Source organism: Robinsoniella sp. KNHs210 (assembly GCF_000686105.1).
Classification (GTDB): domain Bacteria; phylum Bacillota; class Clostridia; order Lachnospirales; family Lachnospiraceae; genus Robinsoniella; species Robinsoniella peoriensis.
On sequence record NZ_JMLZ01000001.1, the window covers coordinates 813,816 to 833,897 of the forward strand.

Here is a 20,082-nt window from a genome sequence, read left to right on the forward strand (position 1 = left end):
CAGAAAGTAATTTTAACAAAAATTGATATTGTGCTGATTATGATTAAACCCGTTTGTTTTCTATATGACAAACGGGTTTATTTTTGCAGGTAGCGGACCTTATGATAGTATACTTAATAACTAATAAGTAACTATGTGAAAAAATATGTTGCAATAAACAATTTATTGTGATAGTATAGTTGTATTAAAACATTCTAAGAACTGGCTGTTCTGCCAGGTGATTTCCAATTGACATTTAATTAAATATAAGGCATTGCTATGCTTGCCGTAAGTCGCTATAATATATCTGGAATCGAACGAACCCTTCTTACGCTGCAAAGGTTACTGCCTTTTAGTATGAGGAGGACTAACATGATAAATTCGCCCAAAACAAGTAATATTCAGACTGAAAAAGAGAAAACAGAACCATTTATTATGCTGCCTACGGTTGATTTTTGTTTTAAAGAACTGATGTGCAGTGAGAAAGCAAGGAAAGGATTAATAGCTGCATTTTTACAGGATACAGATCAATGGTATTCCTGTTTTCATCTCCGGGAAGATCAGAGGGGGAGCTTATACTCCGATAAACTGGAATTGCATGTACTGGAGCTGCCCAAGCTGGGTAATTGGGAAGAACCGGAAAATGAATTATTACAATGGGCGAAATTCCTGAACGGAAAACGGGAGGAGGATTTCAAAGAAATGGCAGAGAAAAACGAATACATAAACGAAGCGTATCAGATCTTAAAAAACATCAGTGCAGATGACCAAAAAAGATACGAATACGAATCAAGGGAGAAAGCAATCAGGGATCATAACCATATCATATACATGGCGAAAAAAGAAGGCCGGGAAGAAGGCTGGAAAGTGGGCCGTGAAGAAGGGCGCGAACAAGGCCGTGAAGAAGGCATTAAAGTTTTTATACGGGATAATCTGGACGAGGGTATCATCCCCGAACGAATTGTTGCAAAGCTGCAGAAATGTTTCAACCTGGATTTTAATTCTGCTGAAAAATACTATGAGAAATATAAGTAACGCAGCTTATATGTTCGAAATAAGAATGAGATGTCGTTAACCGGATCGGTTATCTATCAGCGGCAGTTGCTGCAAAATTTGCAGCAACTGCTTTTCTGATTCAGTATTAATAAGCCAGTATTATATTTTTATAGTCTTTTAACTCTTCCGAAACTGACTCCGTAATTATCGGATAGGTATCAAGATCAGCTATTTTCACCATAGTAATACAACCGTATTTACTGGAATCTATGAGAAAGTAGGGGGTGGCCGAGTTCTGAAGTGCCAGAGTTTTGATTACTTTTTCATTAATATCATGATTGGTAATTCCGGCCTGGATTGTAAAGCCGTTGGCACCCAGGAAGCATTTATTAAAGTTAAGATCCTTCAGAGTTGATTCTGCGATGGGACCAATACATGAATTGGTGGTGGATTTAATATTTCCGCCCACCATGATGGATGGTACACCATAATGTATGAGCTGGTTGATATGTGATATGCTGTTGGTAATTACAGTTATATTTTTATCCGTTAGTAACGGGATCATATGATAGGTAGTGCTGGAGGGGTCTACGAAAATCACATCACCATCCTGAATCAGGGAAACGGCTTTTTTGGCAATCAGGTATTTCGCATCTCTGTTTAAATCCAGTTTTGTTGTAATGCTGAGTTCTGTTGGTTTTTGAGCAAGTTTTACACCACCGCCGTGCAGCAGAACTATTTTGCTTTCTTTTTCTAATTTAGATAAGTCGCGGCGGATGGTGGAGATGGAAATATTCAATACATCCATTAAATCTTCTACGGATACAATCTCATCATTCGAGAGAATATTCAGTATTTTTTCTTGGCGCATTGCAGGAATCATAAATCGTGAGCCTCCTTGATTAAATCTTTTTTCCATTATATCACATTTTGCAGTTATATGAATGAACTTTTTTAGAAACTTATTCGAAAAAACGTTTGATTTCGGTCAAATATTGATGTGTAGTTGATTATTTAATGCACAATTTTGAATTATAGATCAACATTTGTATAGATTATGTTATTATAGTTGCTCAGTTCCGGTATGAATTTTTCCGTTATGATTGGATATTCATTGATATTCGCCAGTTTGACCATAGCAATTACATTAAATTTGCTGGAATCCATTAAAAAATAAGGATGACAGCTTTGCCGGACTGCCAGAGTTTTGATCACATTTTCATTAATGTCATGATTGGTAATGCCGGAAGTGATGCTAAACCCATTGGCTCCAATGAAACATTTGTTAAAGTTAAAATCTCTTAGTATATTTTCCGCAATCAATCCGATACAGGAATTAGTGGATATCTTAATGGTACCGCCTACCATAATACAGGGTATCTTATGGTGAATTAATTCATCGATATGGGAAACGCTGTTTGTAATAACTGTTACCCTGCATTCCTTTAAATATGGAATCATCTGGTAGGTTGTACTGGATGGGTCCAGATAAATGACATCCCCATCTGCAATCAGGGAAGCCGCTTTTTTAGCAATTTGATCCTTTGCTTCTTTATGAAGCCCCATTTTAGCGTACATGCTCATTTCAGTATTTTTAGGCAGGATCCGTATGCCCCCTCCATGCATAAGCATAATTTTTTCTTGTTTTGAGAGTTTTATTAAATCTCTTCTGAGTGTAGAAGGAGAAATATCTAAAAGCTTTGTTAATTTTTCAGTTGATATAATATCGGATTCAGAAATTATATCAATAATTTTTTTCTGGCGCAATTCTGGAATCATATTGCTACGTCTCCTTTTGTTATTCTGACAAGTGTTTGGTTAAGACTTGTCTATCATATCATAATATGGAAAGAAAGTGAATATTTTTATTGTAAAAAGTGAAAATAAATGAAATAATATGGTTATATTATGAAAAATAGCGGAAGAAACAGGATTGTTTATCATTGCACAGAAAAAAACATTGGTACTATTCGATGAAATTGAGCGCTGTAATAGGTGTTGTTCGTCAAATAGTCCACATATAATCACAAAAATATCATAAATATTCAAAATATGTTCAAATAGTTCTTGCAAACATGATATATATATGATAATATAATGAATGAAAAGAGATATAACTAATAAATAATAAAAATCAGGAGGAAGGTTCTTATGGCAATGAAAAAATTAATTGCAGCAGCATTAGCAGTAACACTTTTGGGGTCAACACTTGCAGGATGCAGTTCGGGGGACAAAAATACAGGAGGAACAGATAGTACCGGTGCAAAAACGGAGGCCGGAAGTGAAAATAAAGAAAGTGATGATAAAACAGCAGACAGCGGTGACAGGGAGAAATTAGAGTTTTGGGGCTGGTGGGGATCAGAAGCAAGAAAACCGGTTCTGGAAGAAGCCGTGAAAATGTTTAATGAATCACAGGAAAAATATGAAGTTACATATGTGAATCTTCCATGGGGAGATGTTTTTACGAAGAATATAGCACAGATTGCAGCTGGCAATCCTACCGATATTATGGCAAATACTTTGGAGGAAGTTCGATTCCGTGCAGAGCAGGGACAGGTTGAGAGCCTGGATGATTTTCTGAAAAAAGATGAGGGGACAGGAGCTGACAGTTTTATTGAACAAGACTTAGATGCCTGTACCGGAGAAGATGGAAGTGTTTATGCATTGCCCTTCTCTGTTGATACCAGAGTGATCTATTATAATAAAGATCATTTTACGGAGGCGGGATTAGATCCTGAAAATCCACCTAAGACTTGGGACGAATTAAAAGAAGCTGCTTACAAACTGGAAAAGAAGAATGGAGATGCTTATGACAGGATAGGATTTCTTCCATTGCTTGGAAACGGCGGTTTGGATACCTGGGTATGTAATGCCAATAAGGGACAGATCTGGTATGACGAAAGTGGTAATCCGTCTGTAGACACCGATATTAATAAGGATGTTTTCAAATGGGTTGACGAGTTTACTCAGCATTATGGAAGTAGTACTTATAATGAAATGAGCGCAGCATTTAAGTCTGGTATGCAGGATCCGTTTTCTTCCGGAAAACTTTCTATGCTGTTACAGACAAGCGCATATGTGTCCTCTCTAAAGCAGACAAATCCGGATTTGAATTACGGGGTTATGCAGATGCCGGAATACAAAGAAGGAAATGGGCACACGGTAAATGGCAGTGGATTTGTGCTGGAAATACCAAAAGGAGCAAAAAATCCGGAAGGCTCCTATGAATTTATTAAATTTATGACGAGTAAAGATATGCAGGAATTCTTATGTGAAAGACTGGGGGATTTTTCTGCCAGGACAGATTTTGATAAAGACAGTGCTTTTTTAAGTGATCCGATTACTGCAAAAATTTCTGAAGCATTATCAGATACAAAGGCAGCAGTTACACCAAACAATATGAAAGGTTATACAGATATCATCAATCCACTGATTGAAGAAGGAACCCTGGGAGTAAAGAGTACCGATGATGCTCTGGCAAATGCACAAAAGGCATTCCAGGACTTCCTGAAGTAATAATTGGAATATAGTGGAATGTTAAAATGGCTCTTTGATTTTTGAAGAGTCATTTTTAGAAAAAGAAAGAAGGTAGCTTTATGTTTGGTAAATTACTGAGTAGGCTGGGTATTAAGAATATGAAGGCAAGGGAAAGCGTTTATGGATATATTTTTATACTTCCCTGGCTGATTGGAATCTTTTGTTTTGTTATGGGACCGCTGATCTTTTCTTTTATCACCAGTTTTACCGATTATAATATGATGAAGATGGACTTTACCGGGTTGACGAATTATAAAAAAATGTTCTTCGAAGATCAGCTTTTTTGGAAAAGTCTGCAAAATACCGTAGTTTACGCGCTGATTAATATTCCCCTTGTCACAATCGGAGGGGTAGTGGTTGCATGTATATTAAACCGGTCTATATTCGGTCTTCGGACGTTTCGAACCATATATTATCTGCCATCTATTATGGTAGGGGTTGGTACATATTTTCTCTGGATGTTATTACTGGACCCGGCGAACGGTCTTGTAAATACAATATTAAAGTTTGTGGGAATTACCGGTCCGGGCTGGCTTACAGATCCTAATTGGACAAAACCGGCAATCATTCTGATGCACCTTTGGGGATTGGGTGGACAGATGCTTTTATATCTGGCAAGGCTGCAAAGTATCCCCACAGAGTATTACGAGGCAGCAAGTATTGATGGTGCCAGCGGTTTTAAGCGGTTTACAAAAATTACTGTACCCCTGTTATCCCCGATTATTTTTTACAATCTGACCATCGGTATTATCGGAGCATTTCAGATATTCCAGGAAGGTTATATCTTCTCCGGAGACGGAACCGGGAATCCCGCAGGTTCTCTTTTGTTTTATAATGTGCATCTGTGGAATCAGGCATTTAAGAATTTCAAAACAGGTTATGCCAATGCCATGTGCTGGTTCCTATTTGCGATTATCATGGTATTGACCATATTTAATCAGAAGGGTTCTAAAAAATGGGTTTATTACGAGGAAGGTGATAATGATGACTAGACAGAAAGAAAAAAATGGCAGTAGTTCAAAACAAAAATTTAAAAGAGACCGGGTAACCGATTTGTTTATGTTTTTTATTTTATGTCTGGGTGCAGTCATCATATTATTTCCTATTATCTGGATGGTCTGTACAGCGTTGAAATCCCCTCAGGAAGTGGCACAGTATCCGCCAACACTGATTCCCCAGGTACCAATGTTTGAAAATTTCGCCATAGCATGGACGAAGGCACCATTTACAAGGTATACATTAAATACGCTGGTAATTGTACTGTTTACCATCATCGGAAATGTATTAGTGAACTCCTTTGTTGCCTATGGATTTGCCAAAATTGAATTTAAGGGAAGAAAACCGCTATTTAAAATTGTATTGGCAACTATGATGATTCCGGGCTTTGTTACCCTGGTTCCTACCTATGTTATTTTTTCGAAGATTGGCTGGGTTGGCACGTATCTGCCACTGATCATTCCTGCTTTTACAGGTAATGCTTTTCACATTTTTATGATGCGGCAGTTTTACCGTACTATTCCAAATGAGCTGATGGAAGCTGCAAAAGTAGATGGGGCAGGACACTTCTATATCTGGGGGAAGCTCATGATGCCATTGATTAAACCTATACTGGCAACAATTGCACTGGTTTCTTTCAAAGGAGCATGGAGTGATTTCCAGGGACCTCTGCTGTATATAAATGACCAGAAACTGTATACTTTGCAGTTGGGGCTTCAGGTATTCAAGGGGCAGGGATACACAGAGTGGAATTATCTGATGGCAGTTTCTTTCCTTTCGATGATACCAATCTTAATTCTATTTTTCTGTTTCCAGAATTATTTTATTGAAGGTATGAATGTGGGCGGTGCAGTTAAATAGCCAGCCATAAGAAAGTGAGGCAGAAATGGAGTTTACAATGAAAAAAATTGGTGTAATACATACAACAAAAGCTACCGTAGACAGTCTGACAGCACAGATCAAAAGTAAAATGGAAGATGCTGCAGTTTATAATATACTGGACGATTCTATTCTTAGGGATATGGCTGACGAAAGAGATACGGAGATGGTACGCTGGCGCTGGCTGGAATATGCAAAGGTTCTTGAGAAAATGGATATGGATATTATTTTAAGCGCCTGCTCTACAGTTGGAGAATTTGCAGAGGAAGCAGATCGGGTTCTTGGAGTGCCGGTGCTTCGGATTGATGAGGCGATGGCAGAAAAGGCAGTATCAGAAGGTGAAAAAATAGGTGTATTTGCCACGCTAAATACCACGCTAAATCCTACGGTTAATTTAATTGAACGTAAAGCAAGAGAAGCGGGAAAGGCAGTCTGCGTCCGGTCGGTTCTGGTAGAAGGGGCATATGATGCACTGATGTCTCAAAATAAAGCGCTTCACGATAGAAAAATTGCTGATGCAGTGGAAGAGTATCTTGGTGAAGTGGATGTAATTGTGTTGGCGCAGGCATCTATGGCATCAGCAGTTACCGCAAAAGAAGACATGGATCAGAATCGGATTCTGACAAGTCCTGCACTTGGAGTTGATAAATTAAAAAGTATGATTTGCGATATACAAACAGTTAAAACGAACAGAAGCAAAAATAAAACAGAATGAAAGATAATGCTATGATAATAGGGATAGATATGGGAACGACCCATATTAAATCAGTGTTGTTTGATCACGCAGGCAGAATCATTGGAATAGAAAAAGAAGTGACCCCTATGTCTAAAGACCAGTGGGGCGATGTATACAGGCCGGATGTGATCTGGGGAATAGTAAAGGAGCAGATGACGAGACTTTGTGCACCTGCAAAAGGGCAGGTGAAAGGGATCAGTATTACCGGTATGGCAGAAGCAGGACTGATCGTGAATCGCCGGACAGGTATAGAAGAAACAGATATATTACCCTGGTTTGATAAGCGGACCGTGGGACTTGCAAAACAGCCGGTCGATGAAGAAGAGCGTAATTTTACTTCCACTGGTTTGCGGGGGAGTTTTAAATATGGTATTTATAAATTCATATGGTTATTGCAGAGCAGGCATATCGATCAGAAGACGGCGGTCTGGCTGTCCATGTGTGATTTTATTGCATGGAAAATGACCGGCGAATTCGTTACCGATCCCAGCTTTGCAGCCAGAACTTATGTTTATGATATTAGAAATGGATGCTGGGATGAAGAACGGATACAGGGATATAAGCTAGAACTTTTTAATTTTCCGGAAGTATTACCAAGCGGAAATGCAATTCCTATACGCAGTCAGGAGATAAAGCGATTGCTTGGATGCAGGAAGCAGGACGAGATCCTGGCAGCGGTTGCAGGCCATGACCATGTGTGCGCGGCATTTGCGCTTTTGCAGAATCGGGAAGAGGACATATGCAACAGTTTGGGAACGGCTGAGACTTATATTGGTTTATTGAAACAGAAACCCAAGGATAATTACGGCTCACAGGCGGCGGCAGATGACGATTTCAAGCAGGGAAGTGGATTTATATATGGTCCTTTTGTAGACGGCGGGTATTTCTGGATGGGAAATATTCCTTCGGCAGGCCAGTCGGTAGAATGGTTTCGGAAAACAGCCCAGAAAGAAGAGATTAGCTATAAGGAAATGAATGATATGCTGGAATCTCTGCCCATGAACCCTACGCAGATATTATATTTTCCATATCTGACAGGGATGGGGACACCTGTTTTCAAACCGGATACGGGGGCAAATTTCATCGGGCTGAAGATGGAACATACATACGCACATATTTTAAAGGGTATCATGGAAGGTATTCAATATCAGGCCGCGTGGATTTTGGACCTTCTGTACCGGTGGCACGGAATAAGCCCCGGAATCGTCCGTTGTGCAGGCGGTGCGGTTAACAGCCGGGTCTGGATGCAGATCAAGGCAGATGTTTTGGGGAAGATTATACAAGTCCCTTCCGTTTCGGAGGCAACCGCACTGGGAGCCGCTGCTTTATATATAAAAAAGAATGAAGGAGCCGATGCCTGCCGTCTGTTTCTGGATGCTCCGCTGCAGACAAGAGACTGGTATTATCCGGATTTGGACAGGGGTATGGAATACGGCAGGATATGGAGTGAGAAATATATGCCTTTGGCACAAGAGCCTGTTTGAAAGTTCATTCCTGCTATCTGCACACCCTGCTTCGCGGTATATTAGCTCCAGATTTAGGTTATATAGCCCGCTATGCGCTTTTAATTGGAACGAATCGCCAACAAAGTGTGACGCACAGCTGTCAGAAAGCATTTTCAAACACGCTCCAGTAATTTTCAAACACGCTCCAGAAGGAGAGAAAGGGTATTGCAGATAATTCTGCAATATGCAATAGGTATAATGATGATAAAAAGAGTAGAGAATTTGACAGATATTTTAAAAGATGCAACAGAGAACCAGTATGCGGTGGGATCCTTTTCTGCACGTTATACGAAGCTGATCAGGCCGATTATTGAGGCAGCTATAAATCGGAAATCTCCTGTAATTGTACAGCTTTCGGAAAAGGAAATTATACGTCATAAGGTGGGAATTCCTGAATTTACAGAGGAATTTTACCGTGTTATGGAAGAATTGAAGCCGACAGTTCCGGTGGCACTGCATTTAGATCATACGAAGACCATAGCAGTGATTCAGGAAGCAATTGACTATGGATTTTCTTCGGTAATGATCGATGCTTCAGAACTGGAATTTGATGAGAATGTGGCTGTTACAAAGAAAGTTGCAGGGATTGCGCATCCGGTGGGTGTTACGGTAGAGGCGGAGCTTGGGAAAATAGGTACGACGGATTTTGTGGAAACAGATACCGATGAAGAGATGTTTACAGACCCAAAAGAAGCACAGGAATTCTGCAGACAGACCAAGACAGACTGCCTGGCAGTATCGGTTGGAACGGCACATGGTGTATATACCGTAAAACAGCCCAGTGTTGATTACATGAGAATCACAAGAATAAATGAACTTACGGATACTCCGCTGGTACTGCATGGAGGTTCAGGTGTGCCAAGTGATATGGTAGCAAAAGCAGCTCAGATGCCAACCGGTGGAGTCAGCAAGGTGAATATTGCAACAGATCTGGAACTTGAGATGCTGGCAGTAGTGGGCCGGGAAGGCCATATGACCGAAGAGGAACTGAATAGTTACCCCGAAGATGTGATTGAAAAATCCAGAGAAGCGGTACGCCTGCTGGTGGAAGAAAAAATGGATCATTATCTTTTCAGCAGTGGGAAGGCATAAATTTTTATATAGAAGAGAGGCAGTATCGCAGACAGGCCTGCGATATGCAGAAGGGATAAGTGTGAAAGAAAAGCGCTTTCAAACTACTTATTAAGGCAGTATCGCAGACAGGCCTGCGATATGCAGAAGGGATAACTATGGGAATAAAGGATAAAAAATTACATATGATTGGGAATGCTCATCTGGATCCGGTTTGGCTCTGGAAGTGGCAGGAAGGGTTTCAGGAGGTTAAAGCGACTTTTAAATCGGCGCTTGATCGTATGAAGGAAGATGAGAATTTTATTTTTACATGCAGTTCAGCAGCTTTTTATGAATGGGTAGAAAAGAATAATCCGGGGATGTTTGCGGAAATTAAAAAAAGGATAGAAGAAGGGCGCTGGGAAATTGTTGGCGGATGGTATATTCAGCCGGACTGTAATATTCCTTCCGGTGAATCATTTGTAAGACAGGGATTGTATGCACAAAGATATTTTAAAGAAAAATTTGGAAAGACAGCGGTCACTGGATATAATGTGGACAGTTTTGGACATAATGGAAATTTGCCTCAGATCCTTAAGAAAAGCGGTATGGACAATTATGTATTTATGAGGCCGATGCCTCTGGAAAAAGGGCTTCCGGGGCGCACTTTCTGGTGGGGGTCTGAGGATGGTTCTCAGGTACTGGCTTACCGGATTCCGTATGAGTACTGCACCTGGGGAAAAAATCTGGAGAAATATACAGAGCGTTTAAAATGTGAGCTGGAAGATGGGGAAGATAACCTGATGATGTTCTATGGTGTAGGCAATCATGGAGGGGGACCCACGAAGGAAAATATAAAGAGTATCTATGAACTGAATGCCAGAGAAGATATGCCGGTTATGGAAATGGGGACTACGTCTGGTTTTTTTGAAACTATCCGCAGCAATGGGAAAAAATATCATCAGGTAACCGGTGATCTTCAGCATCATGCAAGTGGGTGTTACAGTGTGATGTCCAGAATCAAACGTGAAAACCGCAGGGCTGAAAATCTGCTGCTGGCGGCAGAGGCATGGAGTACGATTGCAAATAAGGTAGAAGGCCAGGCTTATCCGGATGATTTTGAGACGGCATGGAAAGGGGTTCTATTTAATCAGTTCCATGATATTCTGGCTGGAACCAGTATTCCGTCTGCCTATGAGGATGCGTCTTATCTCTATGGACAGGCAATGGCGATTGGGCAGAGGAATCTCAATTATGCAATTCAGGCGATATCATGGGATATTAATATTGAAGAAGATGTGACAATGAAGCCCATTGTAGTATTTAATGCACATCCATTCCAGGGGAGAATGGTGATTGACCTGGAGGTACGGGGACTTAATAATGACCAGTTTAAGCTTACGGACAGTGAGGGAAATGTAATTCGTGCACAGCGGATACAGTCAGAGGCTGCAGTTAATGGGCAGTCAAGACTTTTATTCACCGCAGAACTGAAAAGTATGGGCTATGAAGTATTTAAATTGTACCTGAATATAGAGGAAGCGCCGGCATTTGATCATGTGAAAGTAACGGAATATACCCTTGAAAATGACCGGTATTTTCTGGAATTCAATCCGGTAAGCGGATGTATGAAGCAGCTGTTTGATAAAAAATCTGACCTTGAGGTACTTAGACGAGAAGGTGGAAGGCTTGCTGTGATTGAGGATAAATCCGATACCTGGTCTCATAATAAGTTCAAATTTGACAAGGAAATCGGGGATATGAAGGCCGTATATCTCCATGTGCTGGAGGATGGACCTGTTCGTTCAGCACTGCGTATTAAGTATAAATACAATCAGTCCTATGTGATTTGTGATTTTCGGCTGTACAAAGACCTGGACTATGTGGAAGTAAGGACAGTGGCAGACTGGAGAGAGCCTCAGACGATGCTGAAAGTGAAGTATCCGGTAAGATTTAATTTCCGTAAGCCTACTTATGAGATTCCATATGGTTATATTGAAAAGAGTGCCAACGGAGAAGAAGAGCCGGGACAGACCTGGTTTGATTTTACGGGAGAGCATTTTGAAAAAGGTAAAATGTATGGGCTGGCAATTGCAAATGATGCGAAATACAGCTATTCTTTTGATGTTGATGAGATGTGTCTGACAATATTGAAAAATTCGGTATTTGCGCATCATGATCCCAAACAGCTGGAAGAAGGCATGGAGTATAAATTTGTAGATGAAGGTATTCAGGAATTTACTTATCTGCTGCTGCCTCATGAGGGCACCTGGAAAGATTCAAAGATTGTAGAGCATGCAGCGGCTCTGAACCAGAAACCGTTTACCGTTATAGAAACTTTTCATCAGGGCAGCCAGCCTCAGAAACAGTCGTTCATGGAACTTAAGAGTGACCATGTGGCAGCCGTAGTTATGAAGGAAGCAGAAGATCAGGACGGAATTATTATCCGGGCTTTTGAAACAAAGAAACAAAAAGGAATGGCCACGCTTATGGTTCCTTTTATGAACAGGGAAGTGGAACTGAATTTTACTCCATGTGAGATTAAAACGGTTAAGATCCCATACGATATTTCCGCGGAAATTACAGAAGTTAATATGCTGGAATATGAGTAGACAGGTGTTATAGTATGCCGTAATAGGAATAAATAGGTTTTATAATATGCGGTAATAGGAATAAATAGATAATAGGAATAAATAGGTTTTATAATATGCCAGAACAGGAATAAATAGTGTTATAATAACCCGGGGTGTGGAAAAGGCTGTGTACAAGTTAGACCTGTCTGAAATACACCATGAAAAATTATAACGAATGTCAGGAGATAAAAAAATGCCATATACAGTAGTAATTGCAGATGATGTTACAGGAGCAAATGATATAGGTATTATGTACGGGAAATCAGATCTGGAAACGATCGTGTACAGCTATGGAGATGGGAAGAAGTCCGGTTATGATGAGGGTGAAGTGGTCATCATTGATACCGATTCCAGATTTGATACTTATCAGGATGCTTACAAAAAGGTATATGATGCGGTCAGCCATGTAAAGAATCCCCAGGTAAAGCAGTATATTGACAAGCAGTGTTCCGTGTTTCGCGGAAATATAGGGGCAGAATTTGATGCTATGCTGGACGCTCTTGGGGAAGAATTCGCAGTAGTGGTTCTGGGATTCCCGGATAACGGAAGAACCACCATTCACAGTGAGCATTATGTGCATGGGGTACTCCTTGCCGATTCGCAGTTTAAGCAGGATCCGGTACATCCGATGACCAAATCAAGCCTGGTTGAAATTCTGCAGGAACAAACGAAAAGGAAAGTGGGCGCGGTTACTTATGAAGTGACAGAGCAGGGAAGTGAGGCTGTAAAAAAGGCAGTAGATGAATGCCGGAACCTTTATAATTATGTGATTATGGATGTGCGGAATAATGAAGATCTTGGGATTCTGGCTGAGGCACTTTTTGATGAGAAAATTATTTGCGGAAGTTCCGCTTTATCAAAATATCTTGCAAGAATATATGTCAAAGGACAGTCAAGAGTGCCTGTCTCAGAAACGAAAATAGAAGAGGCGGATAAAAGGATCTTGTGTATTGCAGGCAGTCTGACACCTCAGACCACGGCTCAGACTTTATATATGAAAAAACATGGATATCCGGTAATTGAATTAAACACAAAGCTTTTATTTGATGACAGGACAAAGCAGCAGGAATGTAACCGGGTATCAGAGGCGGTAAAAAAGGCATATGAAACAGAAACTTTTGTTATGCTTCATTCCATGAACTCTGTGGAAGACGTAGAGGAGACGAAGCGGATTGCGGCAGTGCAGGGGATAGATAACACGGCTGTTTCTACCCTGGTATCCGGTACGCTGGCGATGATATCGGAGCAGGTAATACAGAATTATGAAATTCGAAGGATTATCGTGTGCGGTGGAGATACCAGTGCGTCCTTATGCTCCAGTCTGAGTATCCGTGGAATGCGGATTTTAAAAGAAATTGAGCCAGGACTTCCTACATGCCAGAGCATAGATCGCCCATATTATAAAATGGTATTGAAATCAGGGAGCTTTGGTACGGAAGAATTTGTGGAAAAAGCAATGAATATGCTGATATAGCATAGTAACTTGGGCATATCGCAAGCAGGCTTGCGATATGCATATTTGAAAGGATGAAAGCAGTATACCAGGACTGCCTGCTGTACTGTAGTGGGTAAAATGCGAACTTGGTTCGCATTGCTTATTTGGGAATAGCACAAGCCTGCCTGCGCTATTCATGGGGGAAAAGGATGAATATTTATAATCATATTGCACAATTAATAAAACGTTATCCTGTATTACAGGCGTGTGAATCCGAAATATGGTCGGCATTTACTAATATACGGGATTCCTTTCGGACAGGCGGAATGCTTCTTGTCTGCGGCAACGGAGGAAGCGGGGCAGATTCAGAGCATATCGTGGGAGAGCTGATGAAAGAATTTGCAATCAAACGGCCATTGTCAGATGAAATGAAAGAAAAGTTAAAAAATGCATCCCTGGAAAATGGAGAATTATTGGCGGAGCATTTACAGGGGGGACTACCTGCAGTGACTCTTACCAGTAACATCGCCTTATCTACGGCGTTTGCCAATGATGCAGTACCAGAGTTGGTATTTGCACAACAGGTTTGCGGGTATGGGGATGATAAAAGTGTTCTGATGGGCATCAGCACCTCCGGAAATTCTAAAAATGTCATTTATGCAGTGGAAACTGCAAAGGCACTGGGAATGAAAACAGTTGGCATGACTGGGGAAAAAGGCGGCGGGCTGAAGGAATTGTGCGATGTATGTATCTGTGTCCCGGCGGTGGCAACACCAAATATTCAGGAACTTCATCTTCCTGTATACCATACAATCTGCATGATGCTGGAGGAGGAATTTTTTGGATGAGTTATTTGGCAGGAATTGATATTGGCGGTACTAAGTGTGCGGTTAGTATTGGAAAAACCACGGAAAAAGACGGGATAGAGATCTGTTATAAAGAAAAATTCCCTACTCCTGATACTCCTGAGGCGGCAGTACAGAAAATGGCAGATACCCTTGCTTTTATGATAGATGCCCATAAAGAGATAGATCTAAAAGCCATTGGGATCAGCTGTGGAAGCCCACTGGATTCTAAAAAAGGAATTATTATGTGCCCTCCGAATCTGCCCAATTGGGACCAAATAGACGTTGTTACTCCGTTTGCCAAACGTTTTGGCGTTCCGGTTCAGGTACAAAACGATGCAAATGCATGCGGGCTGGCGGAATGGCTGTGGGGAGCGGGAAGAGGCACAAGGAATATGATATTTCTGACATTTGGTACCGGTCTTGGAGCAGGGCTGATACTGGATGGAAAGTTATACTGCGGAACCTGTGATATGGCAGGCGAGGTTGGACATGTGCGCCTGTCCGAGGACGGACCGGAAGGATACGGCAAGAGGGGGTCCTTTGAGGGCTTTTGCAGCGGAGGCGGAATTGCAAGGTTTGCAGTACCCTATATTGAGGAGTGGATCAGGAACGGCAGACAGACGCAGATTTTACCCCCGGGGAAAATACCGCAGGAGATTACCACAGCGGACATCGGTACGGCAGCCGGCAAAGGAGATGAACTGGCACTTGATATTTTGAAAAAGGCGGGAGAAAATCTGGGAAAAGGTCTTTCTGTTCTGATTGATATTCTGAATCCGGAAAGAATTGTAATCGGAAGTATTTATCTGCGGCAGGAAGATATCCTCAGAGAACCGATGATGGAGGTAATCCGAAGGGAAACATTATTACAGAACCGGCAGGTATGTCAGGTAGTACCGGCAGGGCTGGGAGAACAACTGGGGGATTATGCCGCGTTATCTGTTGCAGGTAATCTGCTGAGGCTTGATTCATTCATTTAATTATGAACAGCGCAATAAGACAGGAGGTATTCGATTGAAAGTAAAAGATCCGCATTTTATATTAGAGAAGATCCGCAAATACATTGATGAAGATATCTGGCCCACCAGATACCGTGATGTTGTGGAACTGGACGAGTGGAAATATATAGAGCATCATATGGATAACCGTATCAATGATGCCTGTGATATTAATTATGATGACAGCGGCTGGCAGGATTTCCGTTTATGGGATACCTGGGGCGGATATGACAAGGTTGCCTGGTTCCGTACCAGTGTGAAAGTTCCGGAATCCTTTATGGACAGCCAGCTGTGTCTTAAGCTGTCGGTTGGCCCCCGGGATGGGGGAGAATCTACAGCGGAGGTTTTGCTGTATATCAATGGCAGGCCTGTTCAGGGAATTGATATCTGGCATGAGGAAGCCTTTCTGGATAAAGAATTATTTCAGGACAGTGATACCCTGCATATTGCATTGAAAGCATGGAGCGGCGTTCTAGTACCTCCCAGGATGCGCACCTTTAAGATTGCGCAGCTGGTAAGGATGGACATGCATACAGACCGTTTTTACTATGTAATAGATACGCTGCTGCGATGTGTGAAGCTTTTAGATGAGGATGATTTGCGAAGAATAAAGTTGACCCAAGTATTAAATGATACATTTTCCAGAGTGAATTTTCTGGAATATAAATCAGAAGGGTACTATAAGTCCATTGGAGAAGCACTGGCATTTGTACTTGAACAGCTGGAAAGGTATGCAAAGGTGGAAGAAATAAAACCTACGGTATATGGAGTGGGACATTCCCATATTGACATGGCTTGGTTATGGAGGCTTTGCGCCACCAGGGAAAAAGCATCCAGGACATTTTCTACTGTACTTAATCTCATGAAACAATATCCTGAGTACCGGTTTATGCATACGTCTCCGCAGCTGTACAAGTTCCTGAAGGAAGACTATCCTGAAATTTATGCGATGGTAAAAGAAAAAATTGCAGAAGGTCAGTGGGAAATCACTGGGGGAATGTGGGTTGAACCAGACACCAATATTCCTTCCGGAGAATCACTGGTTCGGCAGTTTGTCTATGGAAAGCGTTTTATAAAAGAAGAGTTTGGACAGGATACGAATCTGGTATGGCTGCCGGATGTCTTTGGATACTCCGGTGCGCTGCCCCAGATTATGAAAAAAGCAGGAATGAAGTATTTCATGACGACTAAGATCAGCTGGAACCAGTACAATCATTTTCCGTATGATACTTTTAACTGGAAAGGAATTGACGGAACCAGTATCTTTACGCATTTTATTACAACACCGGAAGACGGCTCCTGGTTCTATACATATAACGGGCATATGGATCCGGAGGAAGTGACCGGGGTATGGAAGAACTATAAAGATAAGGATAAAAATGATGAGCTTTTAATTGCCTTTGGATGGGGGGATGGCGGCGGCGGACCAACAAGAGAAATGCTGGAGCAAAGCCGTGTTATGAAAAATATTCCCGGAATTCCAAGAGTAGAGATGGATTCGGCAGAGCACTATTTCCAACGCATTTACAGCCACGTGGATCATAACGGGCTGGGAACCTGGGATGGGGAACTATACTTTGAACTGCATCGGGGTACCTATACCTCGCAGGCTGCCAATAAAAAGTTCAACCGGCAGTCCGAGGTGCTGCTCCATAATATTGAATTCCTGTATAGTATGTCAGATATTCTCAGCGGAGGAGACTGCTATCCCCGGAAAGCGCTGGATGTGATCTGGGAGCGGGTTATGTTAAACCAGTTCCATGATATACTTCCCGGATCATCGATTCGCCAGGTGTATGAGGATACCACCAGGGATTATCTGGAAATAGCGCAAAAAGGCAGGGAGCTTAGCAGGCAGGTACAGACAGCGCTTATGGCGGAGATCAAGGTGAGCCCCGATTCCATCGTAGTGTATAATACTACCGGTTTTTCAAGAGATGATTTATTGTTCCTGCCCTATGAGGAACCAGAGACTGGCAGCAGAGTCCGCTATGCCGTTGATTCGGCGCTTTGCACTGATGCCAATATCAGGCACTCTATTCACCCAAACTTACGCAACGATGTATCAGGTAGTCAGGCAACAGAATTTTCATATGAATCTGAAAAGCTTGTAAGCCAGCAAACAGAAGAAGGTCTGCTGATATATATAAAGGATATTCCTGCTTATGGATATAAAATAATTAAATATTCTGCAAATCCAAAGATGGAGGCTCCTGCTTTACCATGTGTCAGGGTCACGGAAACATCTATGGAAAATGCCTTTTACCAGATAGAATTAAATGAAAATGGTGAAATTTCGTATTTGTATGATAAGGAAAACGGACGCAAGGTCAGCTGCGAAACTCCGATGAATCTGCTACAGGCATACGAGGACAAGCCTCAGCGTTTTGATGCATGGGATATCGATGTATATTACAAAGAAAAACCATATGAACCATTTCAACTGGTAAAGACGGAAGTGGTGGAGCAGGGTGAGATAAGAGGTGTCTTACGGCATGTTTGGATTTTCAACCGTTCGGTGATAACCCAGGATATGATTTTATATCACAACAGCAGAAGAATTGATTTTAAGACAACAGCAGACTGGAAAGAAGAACAGGTGCTCCTGAAGGTTTATTTTCCTGTGGATGTGCATTGCGAAGAAGCGGTGTATGAGATACAGTTTGGAAATATTAAGCGTCCAACCCATACGAATAATGAATGGGATTTTGCAAAATTTGAGGTATGCGGACACCGGTGGGCTGATTTGTCGGAAAGTAACTATGGTGTATCCATTCTGAATGACTGTAAATATGGTTATGATATCCACCAGAACACCCTGGGACTTTCCCTGATCAAATCTGCTGTGCGTCCGGATGAAACAGCAGACAGGAAAATTCATGAGTTTACCTATTCCCTGTATCCTCATGCCGGCTATGTAACTGAATGTGAGGTACAAAAGGAAGCAATGATGCTTAATATGCCGCTGTTATATTCTGCTGCAGCAAAAAATGAAGAAAAAGCAGGTGAATCCGTATCTGAGAAAGGAACTAACGTGACTTCTTTCTCATTGCTAGAGACAGACTGCGGCCATATTGTGATTGATACGGTTAAAAAGGCAGAAGCAGAAGAGGCTTATATAGTCCGGCTTTATGAATTTAAAAATGCAAAAGAAACAGGTGTCCGGCTGAAATTCAATATTCCAGTGAAACGGGTGGTGGAAACTAATCTCTGCGAGGAAGAGATGCAGGAACTTAAAGTGAGAGGAAATGAGATTGAATTTGAGATTGGGTGTTTTGAAATTAAAACATTTAAGATTTATATTTTGTGATACTCAGAAGAAAGAAGAGGAATCGATAAAATGAAGAAAGAATATATGAGCAGCCGCCAAAGAGTGACAAATGCAATTGAACACAAACCGGTTGACCGGATGCCAATCGATCTGGGGGTACATTTTTCTACCGGAATTTCAGCGTATGCTTACTATGAACTTCGGAAATATCTTGGACTGTCTGCTGATAAGATCGAGATGATTGACTGCGGGCAAGGGCTTGCCAGGGTTGATCAGGATATTTTGGACAGATTTCACATAGATACCATGCTTCTAAATCCCCCCTGGGAGAAGACACGCAAATGGAATCCCCGGGGAGCGTATGAGTTTCTGGTGCCTGATAATTTCAATCCGGTTAAGCAGACAGACGGGGGATATCGCATGAATTCCCCGCAGGGAAAGATGTATATGCCTGCGGGTGGATATTTCTTTGATGGGATTTGTCCGGATTTTTATGGATTTTCAAGTGAAGAAGATAAATGGGAGTTGTTTGGCAGGAGAGCAGAGGAAATTTATAAAGAAACAGATAAGTTTACTATGGTCATGGGATATGGTGCTTTTTTCCATGGTTTGGAGTTTGCCTGCGAGATGTTATTAGACCCGGAGTCTTGTAAGTACCAGAATAAAACTCAATTGGGTAAAAATATATCGAAATTTGATCGTATGAATCAGAGGTTTGGAAAATATATTCAGGCGATTGAGGTAAACAGTGATTTGGGAATGCAGAATGCACCTATGTGCTCACCGGATAGTTATGAGGAATGCTGCCTGCCGTATCTGAAAGCTTTTTGCAGACATGTACATGAAAACAGCGATATTAAGATTTTCCTTCATTCCTGCGGATCTATTGACGCACTGCTGCCGGATATTATTGAAGCTGGTGTGGATATCGTCAATCCGGTTCAGATCTCTGCGGATCATATGGAGCCCGGTCATTTAAAAGAGGCGTATGGAGATTCCATTTGTTTCTGGGGCGGAGGATGTGACACACAAAGTGTGCTGTGGCAGGGAACACCGGAGGAAGTATCTGCTCATGTGAAAAAGAATATAGAGATCTTTGCCAGAGGAAGCGGATTCGTATTTAATCAGGTACATAATATTATGGGAAATGTTCCGCCTGCAAATATAGCTGCCATGCTGGATACTGCATATTTGTGCGCGATAGAGGATTAAGAGGAGG

General features: G+C 41.6%; 15 protein-coding genes. 13 read left to right on the top strand and 2 right to left on the bottom strand.

The genetic code is table 11. From position 1 onward, the window contains the following. The first annotated feature begins 351 nt into the window (after window positions 1–351). On the top strand, window positions 352–1,014 hold the full coding sequence (locus tag CD03_RS32205) for a PD-(D/E)XK nuclease family transposase (protein WP_052377639.1): 663 nt from the start codon (window positions 352–354) through the stop codon (window positions 1,012–1,014). A gap of 106 nt (window positions 1,015–1,120) precedes the next feature. Here the strand turns inward: CD03_RS32205 and CD03_RS0103200 are convergent, their stop codons facing one another. Together CD03_RS0103200 and CD03_RS0103205 are read right to left on the bottom strand one after the other, a co-directional pair. After that, complete coding sequence (locus CD03_RS0103200; protein WP_027292392.1) at window positions 1,121–1,858, bottom strand: DeoR/GlpR family DNA-binding transcription regulator; 738 nt, start codon at window positions 1,856–1,858, stop codon at window positions 1,121–1,123. 149 nt (window positions 1,859–2,007) lie between these two features. Further along, a complete protein-coding gene (locus tag CD03_RS0103205; protein ID WP_027292393.1) occupies window positions 2,008–2,754 on the bottom strand; it encodes a DeoR/GlpR family DNA-binding transcription regulator in 747 nt (248 codons plus the stop codon). A 372-nt stretch (window positions 2,755–3,126) separates the two neighbouring features. On the opposite strand from CD03_RS0103205, the gene CD03_RS0103210 reads away from it, so the two are divergent. The 12 genes from CD03_RS0103210 to CD03_RS0103265 all read left to right on the top strand — a co-directional run bounded on the left by CD03_RS0103210 (window position 3,127) and on the right by CD03_RS0103265 (window position 20,075). Then, window positions 3,127–4,491, top strand: coding sequence for an ABC transporter substrate-binding protein (locus tag CD03_RS0103210; RefSeq protein WP_242849027.1), 1,365 nt, complete (start codon window positions 3,127–3,129; stop codon window positions 4,489–4,491). Window positions 4,492–4,571: 80 nt separating this feature from the next. Continuing rightward, window positions 4,572–5,504, top strand: a complete 933-nt coding sequence (locus CD03_RS0103215) for a carbohydrate ABC transporter permease (protein ID WP_044288867.1) — start codon at window positions 4,572–4,574, stop codon at window positions 5,502–5,504. Next, window positions 5,494–6,369, top strand: a complete 876-nt coding sequence (locus CD03_RS0103220) for a carbohydrate ABC transporter permease (RefSeq protein WP_242849028.1) — start codon at window positions 5,494–5,496, stop codon at window positions 6,367–6,369. Before CD03_RS0103215 ends, CD03_RS0103220 begins: the two co-directional genes overlap by 11 nt. Window positions 6,370–6,406: 37 nt before the next feature. After that, window positions 6,407–7,102, top strand: coding sequence for an aspartate/glutamate racemase family protein (locus CD03_RS32210; protein ID WP_044288869.1), 696 nt, complete (start codon window positions 6,407–6,409; stop codon window positions 7,100–7,102). Next, window positions 7,099–8,607, top strand: a complete 1,509-nt coding sequence (locus CD03_RS0103230; RefSeq protein WP_027292397.1) for an FGGY-family carbohydrate kinase — start codon at window positions 7,099–7,101, stop codon at window positions 8,605–8,607. The genes CD03_RS32210 and CD03_RS0103230 overlap by 4 nt, the downstream gene beginning before the upstream one ends. Before the next feature lie 219 nt (window positions 8,608–8,826). Then, window positions 8,827–9,720, top strand: a complete 894-nt coding sequence (locus tag CD03_RS0103235) for a class II fructose-bisphosphate aldolase (protein ID WP_027292398.1) — start codon at window positions 8,827–8,829, stop codon at window positions 9,718–9,720. A gap of 137 nt (window positions 9,721–9,857) precedes the next feature. Further along, the gene (locus tag CD03_RS0103240) at window positions 9,858–12,290 is read left to right on the top strand and encodes an alpha-mannosidase (protein ID WP_044288871.1); all 2,433 of its coding nucleotides are present in this window, start codon (window positions 9,858–9,860) and stop codon (window positions 12,288–12,290) included. 214 nt (window positions 12,291–12,504) lie between these two features. Next, window positions 12,505–13,785 carry a four-carbon acid sugar kinase family protein gene (locus CD03_RS0103245; RefSeq protein WP_027292400.1) on the top strand — a complete coding sequence of 427 codons (1,281 nt, stop codon included), beginning with the start codon at window positions 12,505–12,507 and terminating at the stop codon, window positions 13,783–13,785. Window positions 13,786–13,955: 170 nt separating this feature from the next. Beyond that, window positions 13,956–14,594 (top strand): D-sedoheptulose-7-phosphate isomerase, encoded by a 639-nt coding sequence (locus tag CD03_RS0103250; RefSeq protein WP_027292401.1) that lies wholly within the window; start codon window positions 13,956–13,958, stop codon window positions 14,592–14,594. Continuing rightward, window positions 14,591–15,574 carry an ROK family protein gene (locus tag CD03_RS0103255; protein ID WP_027292402.1) on the top strand — a complete coding sequence of 328 codons (984 nt, stop codon included), beginning with the start codon at window positions 14,591–14,593 and terminating at the stop codon, window positions 15,572–15,574. Before CD03_RS0103250 ends, CD03_RS0103255 begins: the two co-directional genes overlap by 4 nt. Before the next feature lie 34 nt (window positions 15,575–15,608). After that, window positions 15,609–18,902 (top strand): alpha-mannosidase, encoded by a 3,294-nt coding sequence (locus CD03_RS38490; protein ID WP_027292403.1) that lies wholly within the window; start codon window positions 15,609–15,611, stop codon window positions 18,900–18,902. Window positions 18,903–18,932: 30 nt separating this feature from the next. Continuing rightward, the gene (locus CD03_RS0103265) at window positions 18,933–20,075 is read left to right on the top strand and encodes a uroporphyrinogen decarboxylase family protein (protein WP_027292404.1); all 1,143 of its coding nucleotides are present in this window, start codon (window positions 18,933–18,935) and stop codon (window positions 20,073–20,075) included. Window positions 20,076–20,082 lie beyond the last annotated feature (7 nt).